The organism is Moorena producens 3L, from assembly GCF_000211815.1.
Lineage (GTDB): Bacteria > Cyanobacteriota > Cyanobacteriia > Cyanobacteriales > Coleofasciculaceae > Moorena > Moorena producens.
On record NZ_GL890840.1, the window covers coordinates 179,282 to 198,465 of the forward strand.

Annotated in this window: 12 protein-coding genes and 2 pseudogenes; 8 read left to right on the forward strand and 6 right to left on the reverse strand. The window is 42.2% G+C overall.

All coding sequences use genetic code 11. From position 1 onward, the window contains the following. Window positions 1-88 precede the first annotated feature (88 nt). The 4 genes and pseudogenes from LYNGBM3L_RS07305 to LYNGBM3L_RS07320 all read right to left on the reverse strand — a co-directional run bounded on the left by LYNGBM3L_RS07305 (window position 89) and on the right by LYNGBM3L_RS07320 (window position 6,681). Window positions 89-933 (reverse strand): annotated as a pseudogene (locus LYNGBM3L_RS07305) (IS630 family transposase). 56 nt (window positions 934-989) lie between these two features. Beyond that, window positions 990-2,585, reverse strand: coding sequence for a hypothetical protein (locus LYNGBM3L_RS07310; RefSeq protein WP_008180915.1), 1,596 nt, complete (start codon window positions 2,583-2,585; stop codon window positions 990-992). Between the two features lie 170 nt (window positions 2,586-2,755). Beyond that, window positions 2,756-3,106, reverse strand: a complete 351-nt coding sequence (locus tag LYNGBM3L_RS07315; RefSeq protein WP_008180917.1) for a hypothetical protein — start codon at window positions 3,104-3,106, stop codon at window positions 2,756-2,758. Window positions 3,107-3,126: 20 nt separating this feature from the next. Then, entirely contained in the window at window positions 3,127-6,681 is a 3,555-nt protein-coding gene (locus tag LYNGBM3L_RS07320; protein ID WP_008180919.1) for a CHAT domain-containing tetratricopeptide repeat protein, read from the reverse strand. Between the two features lie 284 nt (window positions 6,682-6,965). Here LYNGBM3L_RS07320 and vapB point away from each other — a divergent pair, with 284 nt between their 5' ends. The 4 genes from vapB (at window position 6,966) to LYNGBM3L_RS42970 (ending at window position 8,327) form a co-directional block, all read left to right on the forward strand. After that, a complete protein-coding gene (gene vapB / locus LYNGBM3L_RS07325) occupies window positions 6,966-7,193 on the forward strand; it encodes a type II toxin-antitoxin system VapB family antitoxin (RefSeq protein ID WP_008180922.1) in 228 nt (75 codons plus the stop codon). Then, window positions 7,193-7,582, forward strand: a complete 390-nt coding sequence (locus LYNGBM3L_RS07330) for a type II toxin-antitoxin system VapC family toxin (RefSeq protein ID WP_008180924.1) — start codon at window positions 7,193-7,195, stop codon at window positions 7,580-7,582. The genes vapB and LYNGBM3L_RS07330 overlap by 1 nt, the downstream gene beginning before the upstream one ends. Before the next feature lie 183 nt (window positions 7,583-7,765). Beyond that, window positions 7,766-7,966: a hypothetical protein gene (locus LYNGBM3L_RS07335; RefSeq protein WP_008180926.1), complete on the forward strand. Its 201-nt coding sequence runs from the start codon at window positions 7,766-7,768 to the stop codon at window positions 7,964-7,966. 211 nt (window positions 7,967-8,177) lie between these two features. Further along, window positions 8,178-8,327, forward strand: a complete 150-nt coding sequence (locus LYNGBM3L_RS42970) for a hypothetical protein (protein ID WP_154659699.1) — start codon at window positions 8,178-8,180, stop codon at window positions 8,325-8,327. Window positions 8,328-8,569: 242 nt separating this feature from the next. On the opposite strand, the pseudogene LYNGBM3L_RS50175 reads toward LYNGBM3L_RS42970, so the two are convergent. Then, window positions 8,570-8,773, reverse strand: a pseudogene (locus LYNGBM3L_RS50175) (type II toxin-antitoxin system HicB family antitoxin). Between the two features lie 56 nt (window positions 8,774-8,829). Here LYNGBM3L_RS50175 and LYNGBM3L_RS42975 point away from each other — a divergent pair. Continuing rightward, complete coding sequence (locus tag LYNGBM3L_RS42975; RefSeq protein WP_154659700.1) at window positions 8,830-8,988, forward strand: hypothetical protein; 159 nt, start codon at window positions 8,830-8,832, stop codon at window positions 8,986-8,988. On the opposite strand, the gene LYNGBM3L_RS45515 is transcribed toward LYNGBM3L_RS42975, so the two are convergent. Beyond that, window positions 8,976-15,365, reverse strand: a complete 6,390-nt coding sequence (locus LYNGBM3L_RS45515) for an ATP-binding response regulator (RefSeq protein ID WP_008180933.1) — start codon at window positions 15,363-15,365, stop codon at window positions 8,976-8,978. The genes LYNGBM3L_RS42975 and LYNGBM3L_RS45515 overlap by 13 nt on opposite strands. 194 nt (window positions 15,366-15,559) lie before the next feature. On the opposite strand from LYNGBM3L_RS45515, the gene LYNGBM3L_RS07345 reads away from it, so the two are divergent. The 3 genes from LYNGBM3L_RS07345 (at window position 15,560) to LYNGBM3L_RS07355 (ending at window position 18,622) form a co-directional block, all read left to right on the forward strand. Continuing rightward, window positions 15,560-15,802, forward strand: coding sequence for a hypothetical protein (locus tag LYNGBM3L_RS07345; protein ID WP_008180935.1), 243 nt, complete (start codon window positions 15,560-15,562; stop codon window positions 15,800-15,802). A gap of 332 nt (window positions 15,803-16,134) precedes the next feature. Further along, window positions 16,135-17,217, forward strand: a complete 1,083-nt coding sequence (locus LYNGBM3L_RS07350) for a hypothetical protein (protein ID WP_008180936.1) — start codon at window positions 16,135-16,137, stop codon at window positions 17,215-17,217. A gap of 382 nt (window positions 17,218-17,599) precedes the next feature. Further along, complete coding sequence (locus LYNGBM3L_RS07355; protein WP_008180938.1) at window positions 17,600-18,622, forward strand: glycosyltransferase family 2 protein; 1,023 nt, start codon at window positions 17,600-17,602, stop codon at window positions 18,620-18,622. Window positions 18,623-19,184 lie beyond the last annotated feature (562 nt).

Consider the following 19,184-nt stretch of genomic DNA (forward strand, 5'->3'; position numbering starts at 1 on the left):
GCAGCGATCGCACCAACTCCAACACCAATCAAAATATGAAATACCACAAACACTACACTGTATAGTTATTTTAAATAAGGAGGAGACACTAAGAAGCACAATATTCACGAATTACTTCATCCAGAGAAGTGTCTATAGAAGTATACATTCTGGCTCTCTTTAAAGCACTAAAATCATGCTCTATATCATTGAAATCTGGAGAGTATTTCGGCAAAAATAATACTTGATGACCGGCTGACTCTACTAATTCTCTAATTGCATTTTTTCTATGAATTGGTGCATTATCCATAATTAATACTGAAGGAATTGTTAATGAGGCTAATAAATATTGGCTTAACCATCCTTCAAATACTTCTGCATTAAGACTACCACTAAACAAGGGGCTATTAAATCTTTTGATTTCTTCCTTCTTCCTGCTACTAAATTTTCTCTTTTTATTCGTTTTCCTGTTTGTTCACCATACAGTTTTTTCCCTTTTTTTGACCATCCATAAAGGCATGACTGTATTTTGTCAAACCCCGACTCATCAATGAATACAAGGCTTTTAATTCCAGATATTTTTATTAATTCTCTTAATGCTCTTAAATACTTTATTCTTTCTTTCCTATCTCTTTCCCGATAACGAAGTTCTTTTTTTTTACGAGTTATTTTCATTTTTTTGAGTGCGTATAATATTGCACTTGGGCGCACTCCAAATTTTTTGGCTCTCTCTATTAATTTAGCATCTGGATTTTCTTTGACATCTTGTTCTAAGGCTTTCCAATCTAGCTTTCTTTGACGACGTTCTACTTTATTAGCCTTTAGTTCGGAACGATTCAACCACTTGTATATTGTCGCTCTTCCTATCCCAAATACTTTCGCTGCCTCTGTAATTTTTCCACCTTTTTCTATATAGTTTATTACTTTTTTTCTGAAATCTAGACTGTATGGCATTGCTGTCAGTTATTGAAAATATACCCTTTTCATTTTACCTCATCACCGTCTTATCCTTAATTGAAACAACTATAACTCAAGCAAGGGTAGAATCCAGCTTCAGGGCAATCTAAGGATCCCTTCCGGTCTAGTTCGATCAGGATGGCTTCTAGAGGTTGTTTAGCGTCGGTTTGGGAAGAAATACCACTGACCGCTAGGCCAGTACCGACGAAGGTGATCCAAAGTTGTAGTCTTTTCTCCTGTTTCTCAGCTTGTTTGTCTCGGGCTCGATCAGCCTCTTCCTTATCTCTGAGGGCTTTTCCCAAAGCGCGATCGCGTTCTGCTTGTTCAATTTCCACAATACCTCTGATTGAGGAAATCGCTTTGTCTAACAGTGCGGAGCTATGGGCAAAATAGCTTAAGTTTATTTGAATTTGATTTTGATAAGTAGGGCTGATTTTATGCTCAAATACTGACAAAAAGCTTAAATCTTCATCCTTTGGTAATTTTGCTTTAATTTGTTGAAGCTTTTCGGAATAATTGTGAGCATTAATCTTCATTGTCAAGCTATAGCTTTCTAACTGTCTCAGCCAGTCTGAATAGTTCAAGTCTAGCTTCGGCAGTATTCTCAGCTTCTTCTTAAACTCCAACAGTTCAGCTTCAGATAATACAGCAACTTTCGCCCCCCTAGCCCCCCAATTTTGGGGGGAACTTGAGTTAAAGTCCCCCAGAATTGGGGGATTTAGGGGGCTTGCAGCTCTCGGTAGTGAGGTCAATTCATCTGGCTGTAAGCTCTGATTATCTTTACTTTGGGTGGTTTCATTGATAATTTGTTTAATGTCTTGATATCCTTGGTAAGCATCACTATACACTTCCCTGCTGATTTGATAAGCTTTAATTACTTTTTGGCGATCAAAAAATAAATCAATAAAGTATTGATAAAACCAGCAAAAATTTTCCTCCGCTCGGGCAGCATAGTTGCCATTGATATCTTCTCCTAAAAATAGCCAAACAAAAATTTGGCCATAGTCTTGAGATTGATCAGGAATGCCATATTCAAAAATCGGACTATCAAATAATTGACCTTCTTGATAAAGCGGTGGACATTTATCCTGATCGTTTTCCCCCAGAAAATTCTGCACACACTGATCAGCTATCTCTTTCCATAAATGGGAATCTTGCGCTTGCTTCTGGGGTAGCCAAGCAGTTAGCAACAGAATTTGTCCTAGGGAACTGTTAATGTTACTGGGAAGAAAGCACTGGTCTGGATTAAAATCCTTGAATACAGTCAGGTCTACGTCTTCGCTTTTCTGATTATTCTCACGTTCAGGAATCCGAATATTCAAACCCAGAGCATAACTATCATAGATCTGGAGTGGACAAGCTTGACCAGTAATCGTTATTCTTTTGCCATGATTGAGAGATAATTTACCCTCCAAAGGTAAGAGAATATTATCCTTGGTGGCTCCTGTTAGTAAAGCAATGCGGGAACCTTCGGCAACGTCTCTCAGGTCTAGCTTCTCTTGAATTTGGAATTTAGCACAAATCTGATCGTACTTGTGCCAAAGTAGTTCGTTGTCATAGTCGGTGTCTGCTTGGGAATCACTACTAGATAGATTCCTAAGATGGAAGGCAAACAGATGAATATTAGGTGCGTAGATTTTGTGAGTCATTGTTTGACATTTTTAGTAGCTATTCAGCTGTCAGCCGTCAGCCGTCAGCCGTCAGCCTTCAGATTATTTTATTCAATAGCTGTTCGCGTAGCGCATTAGCTGATAGCTGATAGCTGATAGCTGATAGCTGATAGCTGATAGCTGATAGCTGATAGCTGATAGCTCAATGCTTACCCTTGTTTTGATTGCTTACTCTTGTCTTGATTAGTTTTAGCTTTAATAGTTTCTTGGTTGGTTTCTCGCAGTTCAAATAGGTTTTGAAGAATACTTGCTTCGGAATTAGGAGGAGGCTCGGGTGACTTCTTTAATTCCTGAGTAGTTTGAGCAAATTTGCGTATAGTTTCTGTAACTTTTGTATGGTTTTGGAACCAATTTTTGAGTAAATTAACTAATTCGCCTTCTGTTTGAGTGTCTAAAGCTGCTAAAACTTGGTCTAAGTCTTGCAAGTCTTCAAGTTCAAACTTTTCAGAGTGAGTTTTGAGTACTTGCGGAAAAACTTGGATAATTTTTTTAAATTTCATATTTTTTTTGGTTTACTTAACTAAATATATGATTCTCCAATGGCGCAGTAAGCCGCCCAATAATAAGGAGAATAAAAGGGTTTGTAGTCATTTTTAAATAACTCTATTTCTTCCTCCACTTCTTCCTTAAAGTTATTCTCCAAAGTCAACTGTTTAGTTAACTGTTCAGCCCAATTTCGCAAGTCCTGTACAGTGGCATCCCGCAGCCAGAGTTGGGCTTGATTCAGGGCAACTGCTAAGGACATCTGGTTTAGCAGATTCTGATAAAATTTAATCATCAACAACGCTGTAGAAACCTCCTCTACCTTCCATAGGCTACTAACTACTGCTGGACTTCCGGCAACTAAGAAACCACTGGGTAAACCAATGTATTCATCAGTACGTTTGGATTGAACTAATCCTGTTTCGCAAGCAGAAAGGGTGACAAGGCGACATTGTGCTAATTTCTGTTGTGATTTAAGGGCAAAGATGGCATCTAAGGTGAGGCATTTGTGTAAGTCAATTACTTCACCGTCATCCAAAACTAGATGTTGTTCTGGATTTAGTTCAGCCGGTGCAGAGTTGAGGTACGCATCTGCCAGGATTAAGGCGGATTTCTGAGGCTGGTTAAGATTAAAGTAACCGTGACAGCTAAAATGGACACAGTGGTAAGTGTTGAGAGGTTTGCTATCTATGGCAGCTTTGGTGGCAGCGTTTTCCACAAGAACCTCTGTATCCGCTGGATTGAAGTAGCTTTTAATCACTTCTACTCCGATGTTAGCGTAACTTAAGTCACCCGTGGGGTTTTGAACGGCAAACAGGTGGGTAAAGTCCTGGCGTTCTCTGGTTTGAGCAAGTTGGAGTAGTTGACAGCTAGGGGCATAACTTACCCCTGCTGGAAACCGATCCATAAGAATTTGAGATGTAGCTTCTCCCTGCTGACTGTTGATAGGTAAAGCATGAAGGGGGAACAAATGTAAAACCTGATGGGGGATTAAAATTAAGCGATCGCACTCTGGGGCTATTTGCTGAATGATGTCATCAATGTGCAGGATCTCAGCCAGCAAATGTAAGCGGTTACTCAGGTCGTTTTGCCAATCATATTTTTCGTTGTTGTAGGCTTGCCAATATCCATTTTCCCAATTTAGGAACTTGTCGAAGTGGGAAGATCCAAGTTTTTCACAAACATATCTCATTAAGCTGTAGGATCCTGATTCTACCGCCCACCTCAAAAAATATATTTGCCACAATGGGATGCTCTCTTCCAAGTCTTCTAACTTAGAATGCCAAACTATATGGCGGTTGAATAGGAAACACAGAAGCTGATTTCCCGTAATGTAAAATTCTGCAATGGTGGTGCGATCATCCAGCTTCTGCTGAAATTGCTTAAACTGAAAGGTAGAACCGATAGGTAAATATTGGTCTTGTAAATCATTGCGCTGCTGTCGCAACTGTTGGAGATGTGGTGCTAAGACTTTTTGATTTTCAGCTTTGCCATGTTGGATTTGATATTGTCCTGCCGCTATTTCATCCCTGTATTGTTCTAGTTCAGTGACAACATCTGTGGTAAAGATTGTTTTCAGGTCACGGCTGAGGATCTCTTCAACTAAATTGCGGGTTTTGCTCCGTTCCACGTATTCTAGGGCTTGGGTGTAGTCCTTTAACTCTAAGCAGACTTCCACCATGCGTCGATAGACTTTATTCCATTGTTCAGCTAGTCTGGTCTTGTATTCTTCTACTCCAGAACCAGAAATAATTTCATCTCGCAGGAATTCTACTGTTTTAATGGCAGCATCAAAAGCATTGTAAGCTTCAGGGAAATTTTGAGCATCTTGGTAAGCAATACCGAGATGGTTTTGAGTCATTGCCCAATATTCGGGAAAAGCTTGACGGGTGTAAACGTCTTTTGCCGATTGGTAGCAAGCGATGGCATCTTCTAGGTTTTGTGCTTTGGGACCTGTGATTCTTTTAGAGTAAGCATTACCGAGATTGTTTTGAGTCTGTGCCCATTTTTCCGGAAAAACTTCACGGGTGTAAACGGCTAAAGCCGATTGGTAGCAAGCGATGGCATCTTCTAGGTTTTGTGCTTTCTTTCCTTTGATTCTGTTAGAGTAAGCAAGACCGAGATTATTTTGAGTCTGTGCCCATTTTTCCGGAAATGCTTCACTGGTGCGTACTTCTAAAGCCAATTGGTAGCAAGCGATCGCATCTTCTAGGTTTTGTGCTTTCTTTCCTTTGATTCTGTTAGAGTAAGCAAGACCGAGATTGTTTTGAGTCTGTGCCCATTCATAGGGAAAAGCTTCACGGGTGCGAACTTCTAAAGCGGATTGGTAGCAAGCGATGGCATCTTCTAGGTTTTGTGCTTTCTTTCCTTTGATTCTGTTAGAGTAAGCAAGACCGAGATTGTTTTGAGTGATTGCCCATTTTTCCGGAAATGCTTCACTGGTGCGAACTGCTAAGGCCAATTGGTAGCAAGCGATGGCATCTTCTAGGTTTTGTGCCTTCTCTCCTCTGATTCTGTCAGAGTAAGCAAGACCGAGATTGTTTTGAGTCTGTGCCCATTTTTCCGGAAATGCTTCACGAGTGCGAACTTCTAAAGCCAATTGGTAGCAAGCGATGGCCTCTTCTAGGTTTTGTGCCTTCTCTCCTCTGATTCTGTCATAGTAAGCAATACCGAGATTGTTTTGAGTCTGTGCCCATTTTTCCGGAAATGCTTCACTGGTGCGTACTTTTAAAGCCAATTGGAAGCAAGCGATCGCTTCTTCGAGGTTTTGTGCTTTGGGACCTGTGATTCTGTCATAGTAAGCATTTCCGAGATTGTTTTGAGTCTGTGCCCATTCATAGGGAAATGCTTCACGGGTGCGAATTGCTAAAGCCAATTGGTAGCAAGCGATGGCATCTTCTAGGTTTTGTGCCTTCTCTCCTCTGATTCTGTCATAGTAAGCAATACCGAGATTGTTTTGAGTCATTGCCCATTTTTCCGGAAATGTTTCACGGGTGTAAACTTCTTTTGCCGATTGGTAGCAAGCGATGGCCTGTTCTAGGTTTTGTGCTTTGGGGCCTGTGATTCGGTCAGAGTAAGCATTACCGAGATTGTGTTGAGTCATTGCCCATTTTTCCGGAAATGTTTCACGGGTGCGTACTTCTTTTGCCGATTGGTAGCAAGCGATCGCATTTTCGAGGTTTTGTGCTTTCTCCCCTTTGATTCTGTTACAGTAAGCAAGACCGAGATTGTGTTGAGTCATTGCCCATTTTTCCGGAAATGTTTCACGGGTGCGTATTTCTAAAGCCGATTGGTAGCAAGCGATGGCAATTTCGATGTTGCTGGCTTGGTCACCCAAGGGGAATTGCTGAATTACAGTGCTGAAGTTAACAATACCTGCTGCTAAGTATTTCGCTTCATCTGCTTCTGCTTCCGCCAGTTGAATTGTTGCCCAAACCCGCCATAATTCTGCTAACTTCTGATTAAGTTTGTCTGTATTTGCTGCCAGTAATCGGTAAATTACCTGCTTATTACCCCTACTGTTTGCGGTTGCTTGTAGTACCTGCTTTAGAAAGTCAAGTTGGGCATCAGATGTATTGTCAGGCATTGCCATCAACTGCTCTACAATAGCTATTAAAATATTATACTATTTGAATTTAAATGGAGCATTTATATTTGAGTTGTGAACATAATCTCTTAGGTAAAGGCAAGAGGCAAGAGGCAAGGTCAGCTATCAGCTTAAGCGCTACGCGAACAGCTATCAGCTATCAGTTATCATTTATCAGTTATCACCAAACGTTTGACTGCTGATAACTGACCACAATTCAACGATAAATGCTATACTATTTTATATATTTAAATCAAATTTATTGGAAATAAAATAAACTAGTAAAACCCATGACTATTGACCAAGAAATTTTTCAAACAGTTGTGATAATGCCAGAATCCCTGAAACAAGAACTGCTGCATTATGCCAAGTATCTGATGGAAAACTACTCCCAAGATGTTTCCCCAGAGCAGCATTCTGTCAAGAAACGTCGTTCAGGTATCTTAAAAGGAACCTTTGTTCTACCATTGCCTGATGATTTTGATGAACCATTAGAAGATTTTAAGGAATATATGTAATGACTTTTTTTCTGTTAGACACCCATACCTTTATCTGGTTATCTGAAAATGACCAAAATTTGCCAAAGAGACTAAGAGATATGATTGATGTCGCAGATAGCGTTTATCTTAGTATTGCTAGTCTCTGGGAAATTGCGATTAAATTGAATCTTGGTAAGTTATCACTGCAACGAAGTTATCAAACCATTGAATCTGAACTTCAATCATCAGATATTAGTTTACTACCTATTGCATTTATCGACACTCTGCAAATTTCTAATCTCCCCCTACATCATCGTGATCCATTTGATAGAATGTTGATTGCTCAAGCCATGAATAGATCCCTGGTTTTGATTAGTCGGGATAATAAATTTGATGCTTATCCAATTCAAAGGTTATGGGCTAGTTAACTGACTGATAAGGCTGTAAGCATTCAGCCGTTTACCATTTTTAAGAGCATTTTAGCGATTATTATACAGATAATCGCTTTTTTTTTTACTCCTAAAAATCCCCAAAAAAAATTTTTTAAAACCCTTGACAATCAAAATTATAATCATTACAATAATCAATGTAACAAGTTTAGTTTTTGACCTATGCCAGAAGAATTTACTCGGAACTTCAAGAAACAACCTGCTCAACAAACTCTCAAGGGTTCTCGTGAAGCAGTAATTTATAGCATGCAGATGCTTTATTCATTGGGCTATGCGGAGATTGCCGAGTGGACCCCTCTGGAGCCTACTGATGTTCCAGGCGAAGTGATCACAACCATGACCAAGTATTGGTTGTTGCCATAACACCTTGTCTTGATGCAGTCGCTCATGGGGGAAACCACGCCAGTTGCTCATGGGGGGAACCCCCAAGACCGCACTGGCTCCCCAAGACCGCGCTGCATCGCTAAATTTCTGGGGGGGTTTCCCCCCCGGGAGCCTTGGGTTTGGTCTGATAGCATAGGATCACATCCGAATGGTTTCGGGTATTCTTCTGACATGAATCATTGAACTAGCCGTGGATAGTATTTCTACGGCTATTTTTTTTTGCTTTTGGGATGTATATATAAAGGGAATCGGGAATTGGGAATCGGGAATCGGGAATTGGGAATTGGAAGAGTGTAGGGAGTGTGGGGAGTTTGGTGAGTGTGGTAATTCTCTTATTTAGCGTTATGTAAGCATTCAGCTTCGATGTAAGCTAACATTTCATAAAATTTTGAATCGTCCTGATATTTTCCAGCCAATTTTAACCAGGGATTTTCTTGAAATTATAATTCCTTTTGGAGTACCTTAAATACAGCTTTCTTTCCCTCTAAAGGTAATTGCTTTACTAACATGATGACTTGCTCAACTGTTATATCTAAGGTAGGCATACCGATGACGTCACTTTGTAAATTTATACTTGTTTTATTATAGTTTGACCCGGTGGTGCGTTACTGTTTCTTGATAAGCTATTACCAAAGATTCTAACGCTTCAGTTCCATTCTTAACCGCTTCTTCATAAGAATCGCCATGATTCCGCCATTTTTGTCCTGGTAAATCGGGAAAACCAACTAAAAAAAAATTATCTTATTCTGACCATTGAATTATCATTTTATATTTAAGTTTGATCATCATTAAGATTACCCTCTACTTCATCAATAGCTTTTTGTACAGCGGTTTCTATTCTAATGAGATACACAGATTTTTTTCACTCTTGCCTCTTGCCTCTTGCCTCTTGCCTCTTCCCTGTTCCCTACTCCCTACTCCCTACTCCCTACTCCCTACTCCCTACTCCCTACTCCCTACTCCCTACTCCCTACTCCCGACTAATAGCTCAATTAATATAACTTTCCACTAAAGTCAAAATCGCTTGTTCTTGAAATCCATCCGCTAAATCTTTGAGCTTATTAGCAAAAGGCCGATAGTTTTCATGGAGATGTTCTATGAACATAGCGCGATCGCGAATCTTTCTCATACTGCCGAGCATGGCCAATTCGTAGAGTACTTCCATTTCCTCAGGGGGCGGCGGGATAATTGCTGCTGTCTGACTTGAGATAGTGCCATTTTTGCTCAAACCCATGTCATCAATTGGTTCATACACCCACTCAATCGGTAAATATTGCTCCAATAAAGCGAATAATTTATTCTGGTCAATGGGTTTGGACAGAAAAGCTTGACAGCCAATTATCTTACTCTTGTTATGATCCATATCCAGGAAGCTAGCTGAGACAGCAATGATGGGTATGTCTTTAATTTCAGGAATTTGTCGGATTTCGTTAACCGCTTCAAAGCCAGTTTTAACTGGCATGACTAAATCAGTCAAAATCAGGTCGGGGTGAAGTTCAGCCGCCATATATACTGCTTGTTCACCATCCTCGGCGGTGACGATATCAAAGCCGATCGGTGCGAGCATGTTGAGCAAAACTAAGCGATTTTCCAGTTGACCATCCACTACCAATATTTGGCATCGTTTACCCTTGTAGCCCTTAATTTTACCCACTATTTCCGGTTGAGCTTTGGTAACGGTTTTGACCACAGTAAAGGGGATCTCAAACCAGAAGGTAGACCCTTTACCGAATTCACTGGTTACCATCAGTTGACCCCCCATTAACTCCACCAGTTGTTTAGAAATGGCTAAGCCTAAGCCAGTGCGAGCAGAGCGCCGTTGGGTATCACCCACTTGTTCAAAGGGTTGGAAAATTGTTTCTAACTGTTCCGGGGACATGCCAACGCCGCTATCAATGACTTCAAAACGGATAACTGAAGTAGTCTGTTGTTGCTCAATTACAGCAAGTTTCGCCCCCCTAGCCCCGCAATTCTGCGGTGCGACCCGTGGCGAATTTAATTCCCCTACGGAAAGCGCACCGGTGGGGGAAATTGAGTTAAAGTCCCCCAGAATTGGGTGATTTAGGGGGCTTGCAGCTGTCTGTAGTGAGGTCAATTCATCTGAAAACGGCTGTAAACTAACTCGCAACGTTACTTGACCATGGTCAGTGAATTTAACAGCATTGCCCAAGAGATTAATCAAGATTTGTCGCAACCGTTTCTCGTCAGCTTGAATCCCATTGGGTAAATTCCCCACAGGGTCGTATTTGAACAAGATATCTTTTTCTAAGGCTCGCATGCGAATAATACCTACCACACTTTCGATGAAAGTTGGAAAATGTAAGTCACTGGGGTAAAGTTCAATTTTGCGAGCTTCAATTTTAGATAGGTCTAAAATATCGTTGATCAGAGTCAACAAATGGTTGCCGCTTTCCTCAATAATACTTAAACCATCGATTTGCCTGGTGCCTAGGTACCCGTCTTGCTTGAGGATTTGAGAATAACCAAGAATGCCATTGAGAGGAGTATGCAATTCATGGCTCATATTGGAGAGGAATTCGCTTTTAGCTTGGTTAACCGCATCAGCTGCTTGTTTGGCTTGTGCTAATTCAGCAGTGCGTTCGGCAACTTTCTCTTCTAAATTGCTGTAAAGTTGAGCATTTTCTAGGTAAATAGCAGCTTGGGATGTGAGCAGATTTAAGACTTCTAATCTATCTGAAGTAAAGGCTCCAGTGGTGAGATTATTTTCTAGATAAAGTAAGCCAATTAGTTTACCTTGATGGATGATCGGAGTACACATCAGACTCCGGGGTTGCTGACTAATAAAATAGGGGTCAGCAGCTAAGATAGTCTCAACCGTGATATCATTGATAACTAAGGTTTCCGATTTCCGTTTAACATAATTAATCGCACTTTGGGGAATATCTGGGCTTTCTTCCACTGGCATAGATTCAACGAAAGCCAGTTGATTAGAAGTTTCCATAGCCTCGATCACTAACCGGTCACCTTTAACCAAAATTAGAGCGCATTTGTCAGCTCCAGCATTCTCCATCACCACTTGCATCAAAGTCGAGAGCAACTGATCTAGCTGGATTTGCCCAGATAGAGCTTGGGATGCTTTGATCACCGTAGCCAAGTCGAAAGTGGTTGAACCGTTAGTAGTGGTGGTATTAACTCCTTGAGTGGTGAGGTTGGTGATCGTCTCCCCGGTGCTGATATTGATAGTTTTCTCGGTAAGAATAGAACTGAGAAATTGGGGATAGCGAATTTCCAAATCCTCCACCTTAGCCAATGCGCCCCAGCGACTATAGCCATAGTAGGCACAACTCAGGTAGGCTTGGGCAATAGTTTCAAAACCCCACTCCAAGTAGAATTTAGCAGCCAGTTCATTAGCCAGGGCTTCCTCTTGGATGTATTGATTTTCCTTTGCGCCAGCAATGGCGCGCTCATAATACTCCATAGCCTCAAGCTTTTGACCCAAAACACGATAGCGTTCGGCTTCTACTAAATAAAATTTGTGCAAATAATTCATCGGGGCATGGTCTGCCCATTTTTTTATTTTGTCTTGATTGTGGGCTATCTTATCTAAACTTTGTTTTTGTTGAGCGTGATTCTGTTGAGGATAGAGAGCTAAGCGAGTTAGAGAATCGTACCAATAGAAAACTGCAAAAACGAAAACGGCTGGTGCTCCATCTAAATAATTTTCGGTAATGATGGCATGTTGCCAAGCTTGCCGATAATCCTGAAATAGATAACAGAGGAATAATTTATTCAGGTGTAGGGTGTAAATTGCCCTGAGGTTATTGAACTCCTGATGGAGTGGGAGCATGATCTGTTCGTCGTAGACTTCACCCCTTAAACAACAATAATTTTCAGCCTGTCCTAGCAAGTTTAAGACCAATTGCCAGGTGATGGCCGTAAACTGACGTGGCATCTCTTGCTTGAGTTGATCAATCCCTTGATAATATTTAGCACAGGTCTGGTCAAGCTCAGCCAGCTCTTTGCCAAGCCAAAAGGAATGTTCTAAGTAGAACATTGCACAGAAGGCAGATTGGTCAAAATCTCCAGTTTCTACCCCTACAGAGTAAGCTTCTAGCAAAGGGGTTAATGTTTCTTTCAGATGCACTTTCCAGGGCTTTGTTCCGAAATTGACCAGCAACATTACTCCAGATTTAAGCTGTTTCGCATTGAACCGTGCTAATAACTTCAGAGCCAGTTGACCGAATCGATTGTTGCCATCCATATCTCCACAAAGCTGCCAGAGAATGACTGCGTAACCTGCATAGGACACAGCAGACAAAGGACAATTGCCATTTTGGAGGGAGAGATTGACCTGTTTCAAAACGACTAACGGAAACAGTAGAGGATTGGTCCTATAAGCAACTGGCATCAGTCGCCAGAGGATACTCATCGCCGCTAGTTTTTCGGGTGCGGTCATCACCGGCAAATCAATTAAGTCCTCAATCTCTTTACCTTCTAAACCTGACTGTGTCTGGTGTAGTGCCAGCCCAATCTCTTCTGGACTGGGCTGTTGGGGCAGTTCTATCCCCAATAACTTCAGGACTTGGAGCCCGGTGGTAATGGCTTGCTCACCGTGGCTTTGAGCTTTATAGGCTTCAATCGAGACTTCATACGCTGTGATTTTGTCCAGTAGTGTTTTCCCTTGTGCCAACACCACCTGGACCATTTGCTCCATCTGCTCAAAGTCTGTATTGAGGTATGCCACCTCGGCGGCAGCTTGAGATAGGGCTAGGCTTAGGTCATACTGACGTTGCCAGCTATTTTCTCCTAGCAGTTCCAGACCTACTGTTAAATATCTCAGAGCAGCCCCATAGGCCGTCGCCGCCTTCGCTTTTTCTCCAGCAATACGATTTAATTGAGCTAATTCATCTCGCTGAGCTTGATCGGTGATTAACTCCACACCATAATTCAACTGGTTGACAATATCAAAAATCTTCTCTTCTCGTTTTGCTGTCGGGATATTTTTCAACAGCAGTTGCCCAATGGTTAGGTGGGTTAACTGTTTCTGGTCTTCCGGAATCAGAAAATAAGCCGCTTGCTGCACTCGGTCATGTAAAAACTTGTAAGTTGGGGATTGGTGTTCGCGTAGCGTGGCCAATTGCTGATTGCTGATTGCTGATTGCTGATTGCTGATTGCTGATTGCTGATTGCTGATTGCTGATTGCTGATTGCTGATTGCTGATTGCTGATTGCTGATTGCTGATTGCTGATTGCTGATTGCTGATTGCTGATTGCTGATTGCTGATTGGGATAATTTGGCCTCAGTGCTTGATGGTGAATTACTATTAACGGTGAAGAACTTGTAAATTTCAGTGGTGGGTAACACCAACCCTTCTTGCAGGGATTTCCATAAATAATTCGCCGTATCGATTGGGGATTTATCATGAATAATCGCCAGGGTATCCAAATCAAATTGGTGGCCAATACAAGCCGCTACTTTCAAGACATCCTGAGTTTCTTTTGGCAACTTCTGTAACTGAAGTGCCATAAATTCTACCACATCATCCGTGAGGGCCAAGGGTCTAATTTGAGCAATATCACACTGCCAATACCCTTGATCAAAATTAAAGGTGATTAATCGGTCGTGATGGAGGGATTTCAGGAATTGGGTCGCAAAAAACGGATTTCCTTTAGTTTTCTGAGCGACTAGTTCGGTCAGGGGTTCGGCCAGTTCTATCCCACAAGTCAGGGTATCGGCAATCAGATGGTTTAAGTCGGATTTACTCAGGGGGTCGAGGGTAATTGTATTGAGTGAAACGCCAACGTTGGCCATCTCGGACAACGTGAGCATCAATGGATGAGTAGGATTTACCTCATTATCTCGATAAGCACCAATTAGCAGTAGATAGGAGGTATTAGTTTCTGCCATCAACACTTGCAGCAACTTCAGGGAAGCCGAATCTGCCCACTGCCAGTCATCGAGGAAAATCACTAGGGGATGTTCCTTAGTGGTGAAAACTTGGATAAATTTACTAAAGAGCAAATTAAACCGATTTTGGGCCGCCGTACCGGAAAGTTCGGGAGCAGGAGGCTGTTTGCCGATAATCCCTTCTAATTCTGGAATCAAATCCACCATCACTTGACCATTCTCACCCAAAGCAGACAGAATTTGTGCTTTCCACTGCATAAGTTGGCTATCAGTTTCCGTGAGTAATTGCTCCATCAAGTCCCGGAGTGCTTGGACGATGGCACTAAAGGGAATATTACGCTGGAACTGGTCAAACTTACCTTGGATGAAGTAACCCCGCTGCCGCACAATTGGTTTTTGGACTTCATTGACCACAGCGGTTTTACCAATCCCGGAAAAGCCAGCTACCAGAATCATTTCTGTAGATCCTTCACTGACTAGCTCAAAGGCGACCAGTAAGGTATTTACTTCGGCTTGACGCCCGTAGAGTTTTTCCGGAATTACGAAGCGATCGGACCTAGGAGCCGCTACGCGATCGCAAATATCTCGACTGCCCAACTTAATGTCAGCGATCGCGCCAAATCTTTGCAAGTGATAGGAACACTGTTCTAGGTCATACTTGAGTCCCAAAGCACTCTGATAACGGTCTTCAGCATTTTTAGCCATCAGTTTACTGATAATTTGGGACAGGAGTGGGGGAATAGCGGGGTTCAGCTGGTGTGGAGCTAATGGTTGTTTAGCAATATGACAGTGAACCAACTCCATCGGGTCAGTAGTGCTAAAAGGTAACTCTGTGGTGAGCAGCTTGTAGAAGGTTACCCCAGTAGCATAAAAGTCACTGCGGTAGTCAATTCCCCGATTCATCCGTCCAGTTTGTTCCGGAGACAGGTAAGCCAGGGTACCTTCGAGGCAGTTAGGACTAGTCAGGATTTGGCTTTCTTTCGGGAGTAGGGAGGCAATACTGAAGTCAATGAATTTGACTTGACTGGTGGTGGGATTAATCAGGATATTCCTAGGCTTGATGTCTTTGTGGATCACTCGGTGGCGATAGAGTTCATCCAGGATGGAGGCGATTTGAATCGCGATGTGGAGAAATTCCTGAAGTGACTGCTCACGGATCATACCGGGATGCTCTAGCTGATCCGTTATCCGTCTTTGGTGCAAGCTATCAGTGGTATACTCTTCCAGGGAGATGCCACCAAAGTCTTCCATCACCAATACCAAGGTATTGTGGTAGGACTCCAAGCTATAGATTTGGATAATTCCGGGATGGTCAAGATTTTTGGCAATAGTGTACTGATTGCGGAACTGGACAAGTTCCTGGAAGCTGGGATAGGGATTATTCAGCAGTTTGAGTACTACTGGTGTGTGGTCTGAGTTCCTAGTGCCACGATAAACTAGGGTTCTCGACCCATGGTAGACCAGGTCAGTGATGCAATAGCCTTTAATGTTGGGAGCAGTTGTGTTCATGGGTGACATACCTACGTGAGGGTATAGGGCATCTGGACCAATTCAAGCGGACTCACTTTATAGATTTCCCGTTTCCGCCAGACTAGGTAACATTGAGCCAGGCACTCAGCAGCTAGGTGCCATGGAATGCTATCGGATCAAGAAAGCTAAACTAAGGAAAATTACCCAAGTGAAGCTAGCGGGGAATCTCAACCATGCTCAAACCCAAATTAACCTTAATTGCTTTCCTATCAACTACTGGAATTGCCAGTGCTGTTTTGTTGGGTTCAGTTAGTCCAGCTGAATCTTGTATGTACAAGAAGTCGATTAACTACATAAGATCTGAGCAAGTGAATTGGTTACGCTCTCCTTGGGCAGCGGTTATTACCTTGCCAGGACTAGCTATGGCAGCAGCTTTGTACCTGGGTAATCGCTATTACTTAAGCGATCGCCAGTGAGCTTGTAAGCATATGCGCTACAGATGGTGCTACTTGAGGTGCGGTCAGCTGTCAGCCCTCAGCCCTCAGCCCTCAGCGGTCAGCGGTCAGTGGTCAGCCATTCGTGTAGCGTCAGTATTGGCCTTTGGCTGATAGCTGATAGCTGATAGCTGATAGCTGATAGCTGATAGCTGATAGCTGATAGCTGATAGCTGATAGCTGATAGCTGATAGCTGATAGCTGATAGCTGATAGCTGATAGCTGATAGCTGATAGCTGATAGCTGAATGCTTACAAAAAAATTGATTAAAATAGTATAAAATATACTAGTCCTAAATCAGTGGAGAAATCACTATGATTCAACAGGAAGAGGAAGTAACTTATACCCAAAAGACAGAGCGCATCCAAGCCTTTACCCAACTGATTAAGTCAGTGGCTCCACTGATTTGGACTGTAGTAATTATTATTGTATTCATTCCCTTAGTCAGCAAACTTATAATCCCCCATTCGACCAATCCTGCTCAAATTACCCCCTCGACTGAACCAACAGTTGTTATTGAACCTCGTCCCGACTTTAGTAAAGTTAATCAAGCGGTTGCTGATGCCGTTAAAGCATCTCACGCCAGTGCTGAAGGGTTTGCGGCCCAGGAGTTAGATGTTTGGGAAGCAGAGTTAATCCCCCGTGTGGATAGTTTTTTGGATTGGTATTTTGATTATTTCAATCAGAAAAAGATGGAGCTTTCAGTTCCTTTTATGTGGGGAAAGTATGCTATCATGCATCAAATCAATACCAAGCTACCCTCTGGCAAGGAAGCGATTGACGCCAAACTTACCGAGACGTTCCAAAAAGAATTTTCTAAACGAGTACTGGTTCCTCAAAATGCTCAAATGAGGATGGAACTAATCACGAATGATACGATTGAATTATATATGGCTGAGTTGGGCAACAATCTTAGTGACATCCAAAGCCAATATCAAATTCCTCAAGGTCAGTGGGATAGATATATTAACGAAATTTCGACGACAATTAATGATACAGAAGGTAACCTATCCAATATTTCCCTGAAATTGTTAATTGGTGGTAGTGGTTACTTGGTCGCTAAACCTATCCTGGTTTCCATGGGAGGAAAAGTAGCCAGTAAAGTTAGCAGCAAACTAGCTGGAAAAGCCGCCAGTAAAATGGCAGCAAAAACTGGTGGTTTAGTGGCAACGGAGTTAGGAGCAAGTATAATTGATCCCCTGGCTGGTATCGGTTTATTAATTTGGGATGTTTGGGATTACCGCCACACCCTTAAAGTCGAGAAACCTATTTTACGCAGCAATATATTAGGATACTTAAAACAGGTCAAAAAATCTTTGTTGAACAATCCTGAAACTGGGATTATGACAGCAATTTATCAGTTAGAAGATGGGATTTTAAAGTCAGTTGAATCGTAAGCGGTCAGCAGTCAACAGTAAGCTGTCAACAGTAAGCTGTCAGGGGTCAGGGGTCAGGGGTCAGGGGTCAGGGGTCAGGGGTCAGCTTATTTTATTCAAAAGCGTTCCCTTAGGGTGGCCTACGGCCAATGGCTAATAGCTGATTACTGATTACTGATAGCTGATAGCTGAATGCTTACCTTCAACCTTGGCCTAAAGGCCACGCGATCGCTGAAAGCGGGACTTCTTCCATCGCGTTCAACCTTAAACCTTAAAAGATTGATCAATTTGGTCTATAAATGTGCCCAATGCCTTGACATATCGCCACAAGTTAGATTAGACCATCAATAATATGTGCTTATAGTTTAAACCGGATTGGATATTACTCAACCTGGGGCATCCTATGGAAATTTCCTTAATTAAACAAGGGCAATTAAATGCCCAGAACTGGTCTGGCACTGATATAACACCAGACGTGTCAGTGGTGGTACCAATCTACAATGAGGTGGAGAGTTTGCCCCACCTGATTCATGCGATCGCATCCACCTTAACCGATACTAAGCTCACCTATGAGCTTATTTGTGTCGATGATGGGTCCACAGATGGTTCAACCCAACTGCTCAAGGAACAAGTCCTCTCCCGCCCTGATTTGCGAGGGGTAATTTTGCGTCGCAACTATGGTCAAACTGCTGCGATGGCAGCTGGGTTTAATTATGCTCGGGGTCGTGCCATTGTTACCTTAGATGGTGACCTACAAAATGATCCAGCCGACATTCCCATGCTGCTTGCCAAACTTGAGGAAGGATATGACTTGGTTAGTGGCTGGCGTAAAAAACGGCAGGATGCGGCTGTGACTCGTTTACTGCCATCCAAAATTGCCAACTGGCTGATTGGACGCACCACTGGGGTTAAACTCCATGACTATGGCTGTTCTCTGAAAGCTTATCGCTCGGAATTGGTAGCAGACATGAACCTGTACGGTGAGTTACATCGGTTTTTACCAGCCTTGGCATTTATTGAGGGGGCAAGAATTACCGAGTTACCCGTGCGTCACCATGCTCGTCGCTATGGTAGTAGTAAGTATGGTCTGGGGCGAACGTTCCGGGTGCTAATGGATTTGTTGACCATCTTCTTTATGAAGAAATTCCTCACCCGACCCATGCATGTATTTGGATTACTAGGTCTGAGTTCCCTAGGCACGGGCATAATCATTGGGACTTATCTGACCATTCTCAAGCTAGGTCTTAATGAAGATATCGGGGATCGGCCTTTACTAATCTTGGCAGTACTCTTGATCTCGACTGGTGTACAACTGTTTAGTCTTGGTCTACTAGGAGAACTACTGATGCGTACTTACCACGAATCTCAGGGAAGACCGATTTATCGGGTCAGAGAAGTGGTGTCCTTTAATGTTGAACAACCTTAGTGATAAGTAGGTGAGCTTAATTATCCGTAAAATAGCGATTGAGATTCAAAATGCTGAAAACCCCTTTAATAAAGGGTTTCAGCTTTATTTTCGTATTTTGAGTTTTAACGTTTATTTATGCCCACCTACTTATCAATTGGAAATCAAGTTGGTTAGTGGCTAACCAAAGTATCATCGTAAGCATTCAGCATTCAGCCCTTAGCTGTCAGCTAAGGGCTGAATGCTGAGCTCAAATTTAAATGCATATTAGCTTAGCCGCTAACCAAGGCGATTTCTTGAAGATTGGGAATTTGTAAAGATTATATGAAGTTTCTCATCAAGATTTCATTAAGCTCCAGATTACTAGTTGATTTGGAGAATTTATTTAGGTTCTAATTAAAATAGATTTTTTTCATAACACTTAGTTGGGCAGTATGGTTCATCCTCATGGAATAAAGTAGGAGCAGTTTTAGTTTATAGTTAAAGCATTATTTAATCCATTTGTATCGGTGTTTACCATTGAGTCATACATTCTTGCTAAGTCAGGGGTTTTAGTCATAGCTGAAATTAACCACTGGTGATT

What these genes read in the sequence shown, in the direction of transcription:
- LYNGBM3L_RS07310 (WP_008180915.1), bottom strand. Translation starts at nt 2,585, where the DNA reads ATGACTCACAAAATCTACGCACCTAATATTCATCTGTTTGCCTTCCAT.
- LYNGBM3L_RS07315 (WP_008180917.1), bottom strand. Translation starts at nt 3,106, where the DNA reads ATGAAATTTAAAAAAATTATCCAAGTTTTTCCGCAAGTACTCAAAACT.
- LYNGBM3L_RS07320 (WP_008180919.1), bottom strand. Translation starts at nt 6,681, where the DNA reads ATGGCAATGCCTGACAATACATCTGATGCCCAACTTGACTTTCTAAAG.
- vapB (WP_008180922.1), top strand. Translation starts at nt 6,966, where the DNA reads ATGACTATTGACCAAGAAATTTTTCAAACAGTTGTGATAATGCCAGAA.
- LYNGBM3L_RS07330 (WP_008180924.1), top strand. Translation starts at nt 7,193, where the DNA reads ATGACTTTTTTTCTGTTAGACACCCATACCTTTATCTGGTTATCTGAA.
- LYNGBM3L_RS07335 (WP_008180926.1), top strand. Translation starts at nt 7,766, where the DNA reads ATGCCAGAAGAATTTACTCGGAACTTCAAGAAACAACCTGCTCAACAA.
- LYNGBM3L_RS42975 (WP_154659700.1), top strand. Translation starts at nt 8,830, where the DNA reads ATGAGATACACAGATTTTTTTCACTCTTGCCTCTTGCCTCTTGCCTCT.
- LYNGBM3L_RS45515 (WP_008180933.1), bottom strand. Translation starts at nt 15,365, where the DNA reads ATGAACACAACTGCTCCCAACATTAAAGGCTATTGCATCACTGACCTG.
- LYNGBM3L_RS07345 (WP_008180935.1), top strand. Translation starts at nt 15,560, where the DNA reads ATGCTCAAACCCAAATTAACCTTAATTGCTTTCCTATCAACTACTGGA.
- LYNGBM3L_RS07350 (WP_008180936.1), top strand. Translation starts at nt 16,135, where the DNA reads ATGATTCAACAGGAAGAGGAAGTAACTTATACCCAAAAGACAGAGCGC.
- LYNGBM3L_RS07355 (WP_008180938.1), top strand. Translation starts at nt 17,600, where the DNA reads ATGGAAATTTCCTTAATTAAACAAGGGCAATTAAATGCCCAGAACTGG.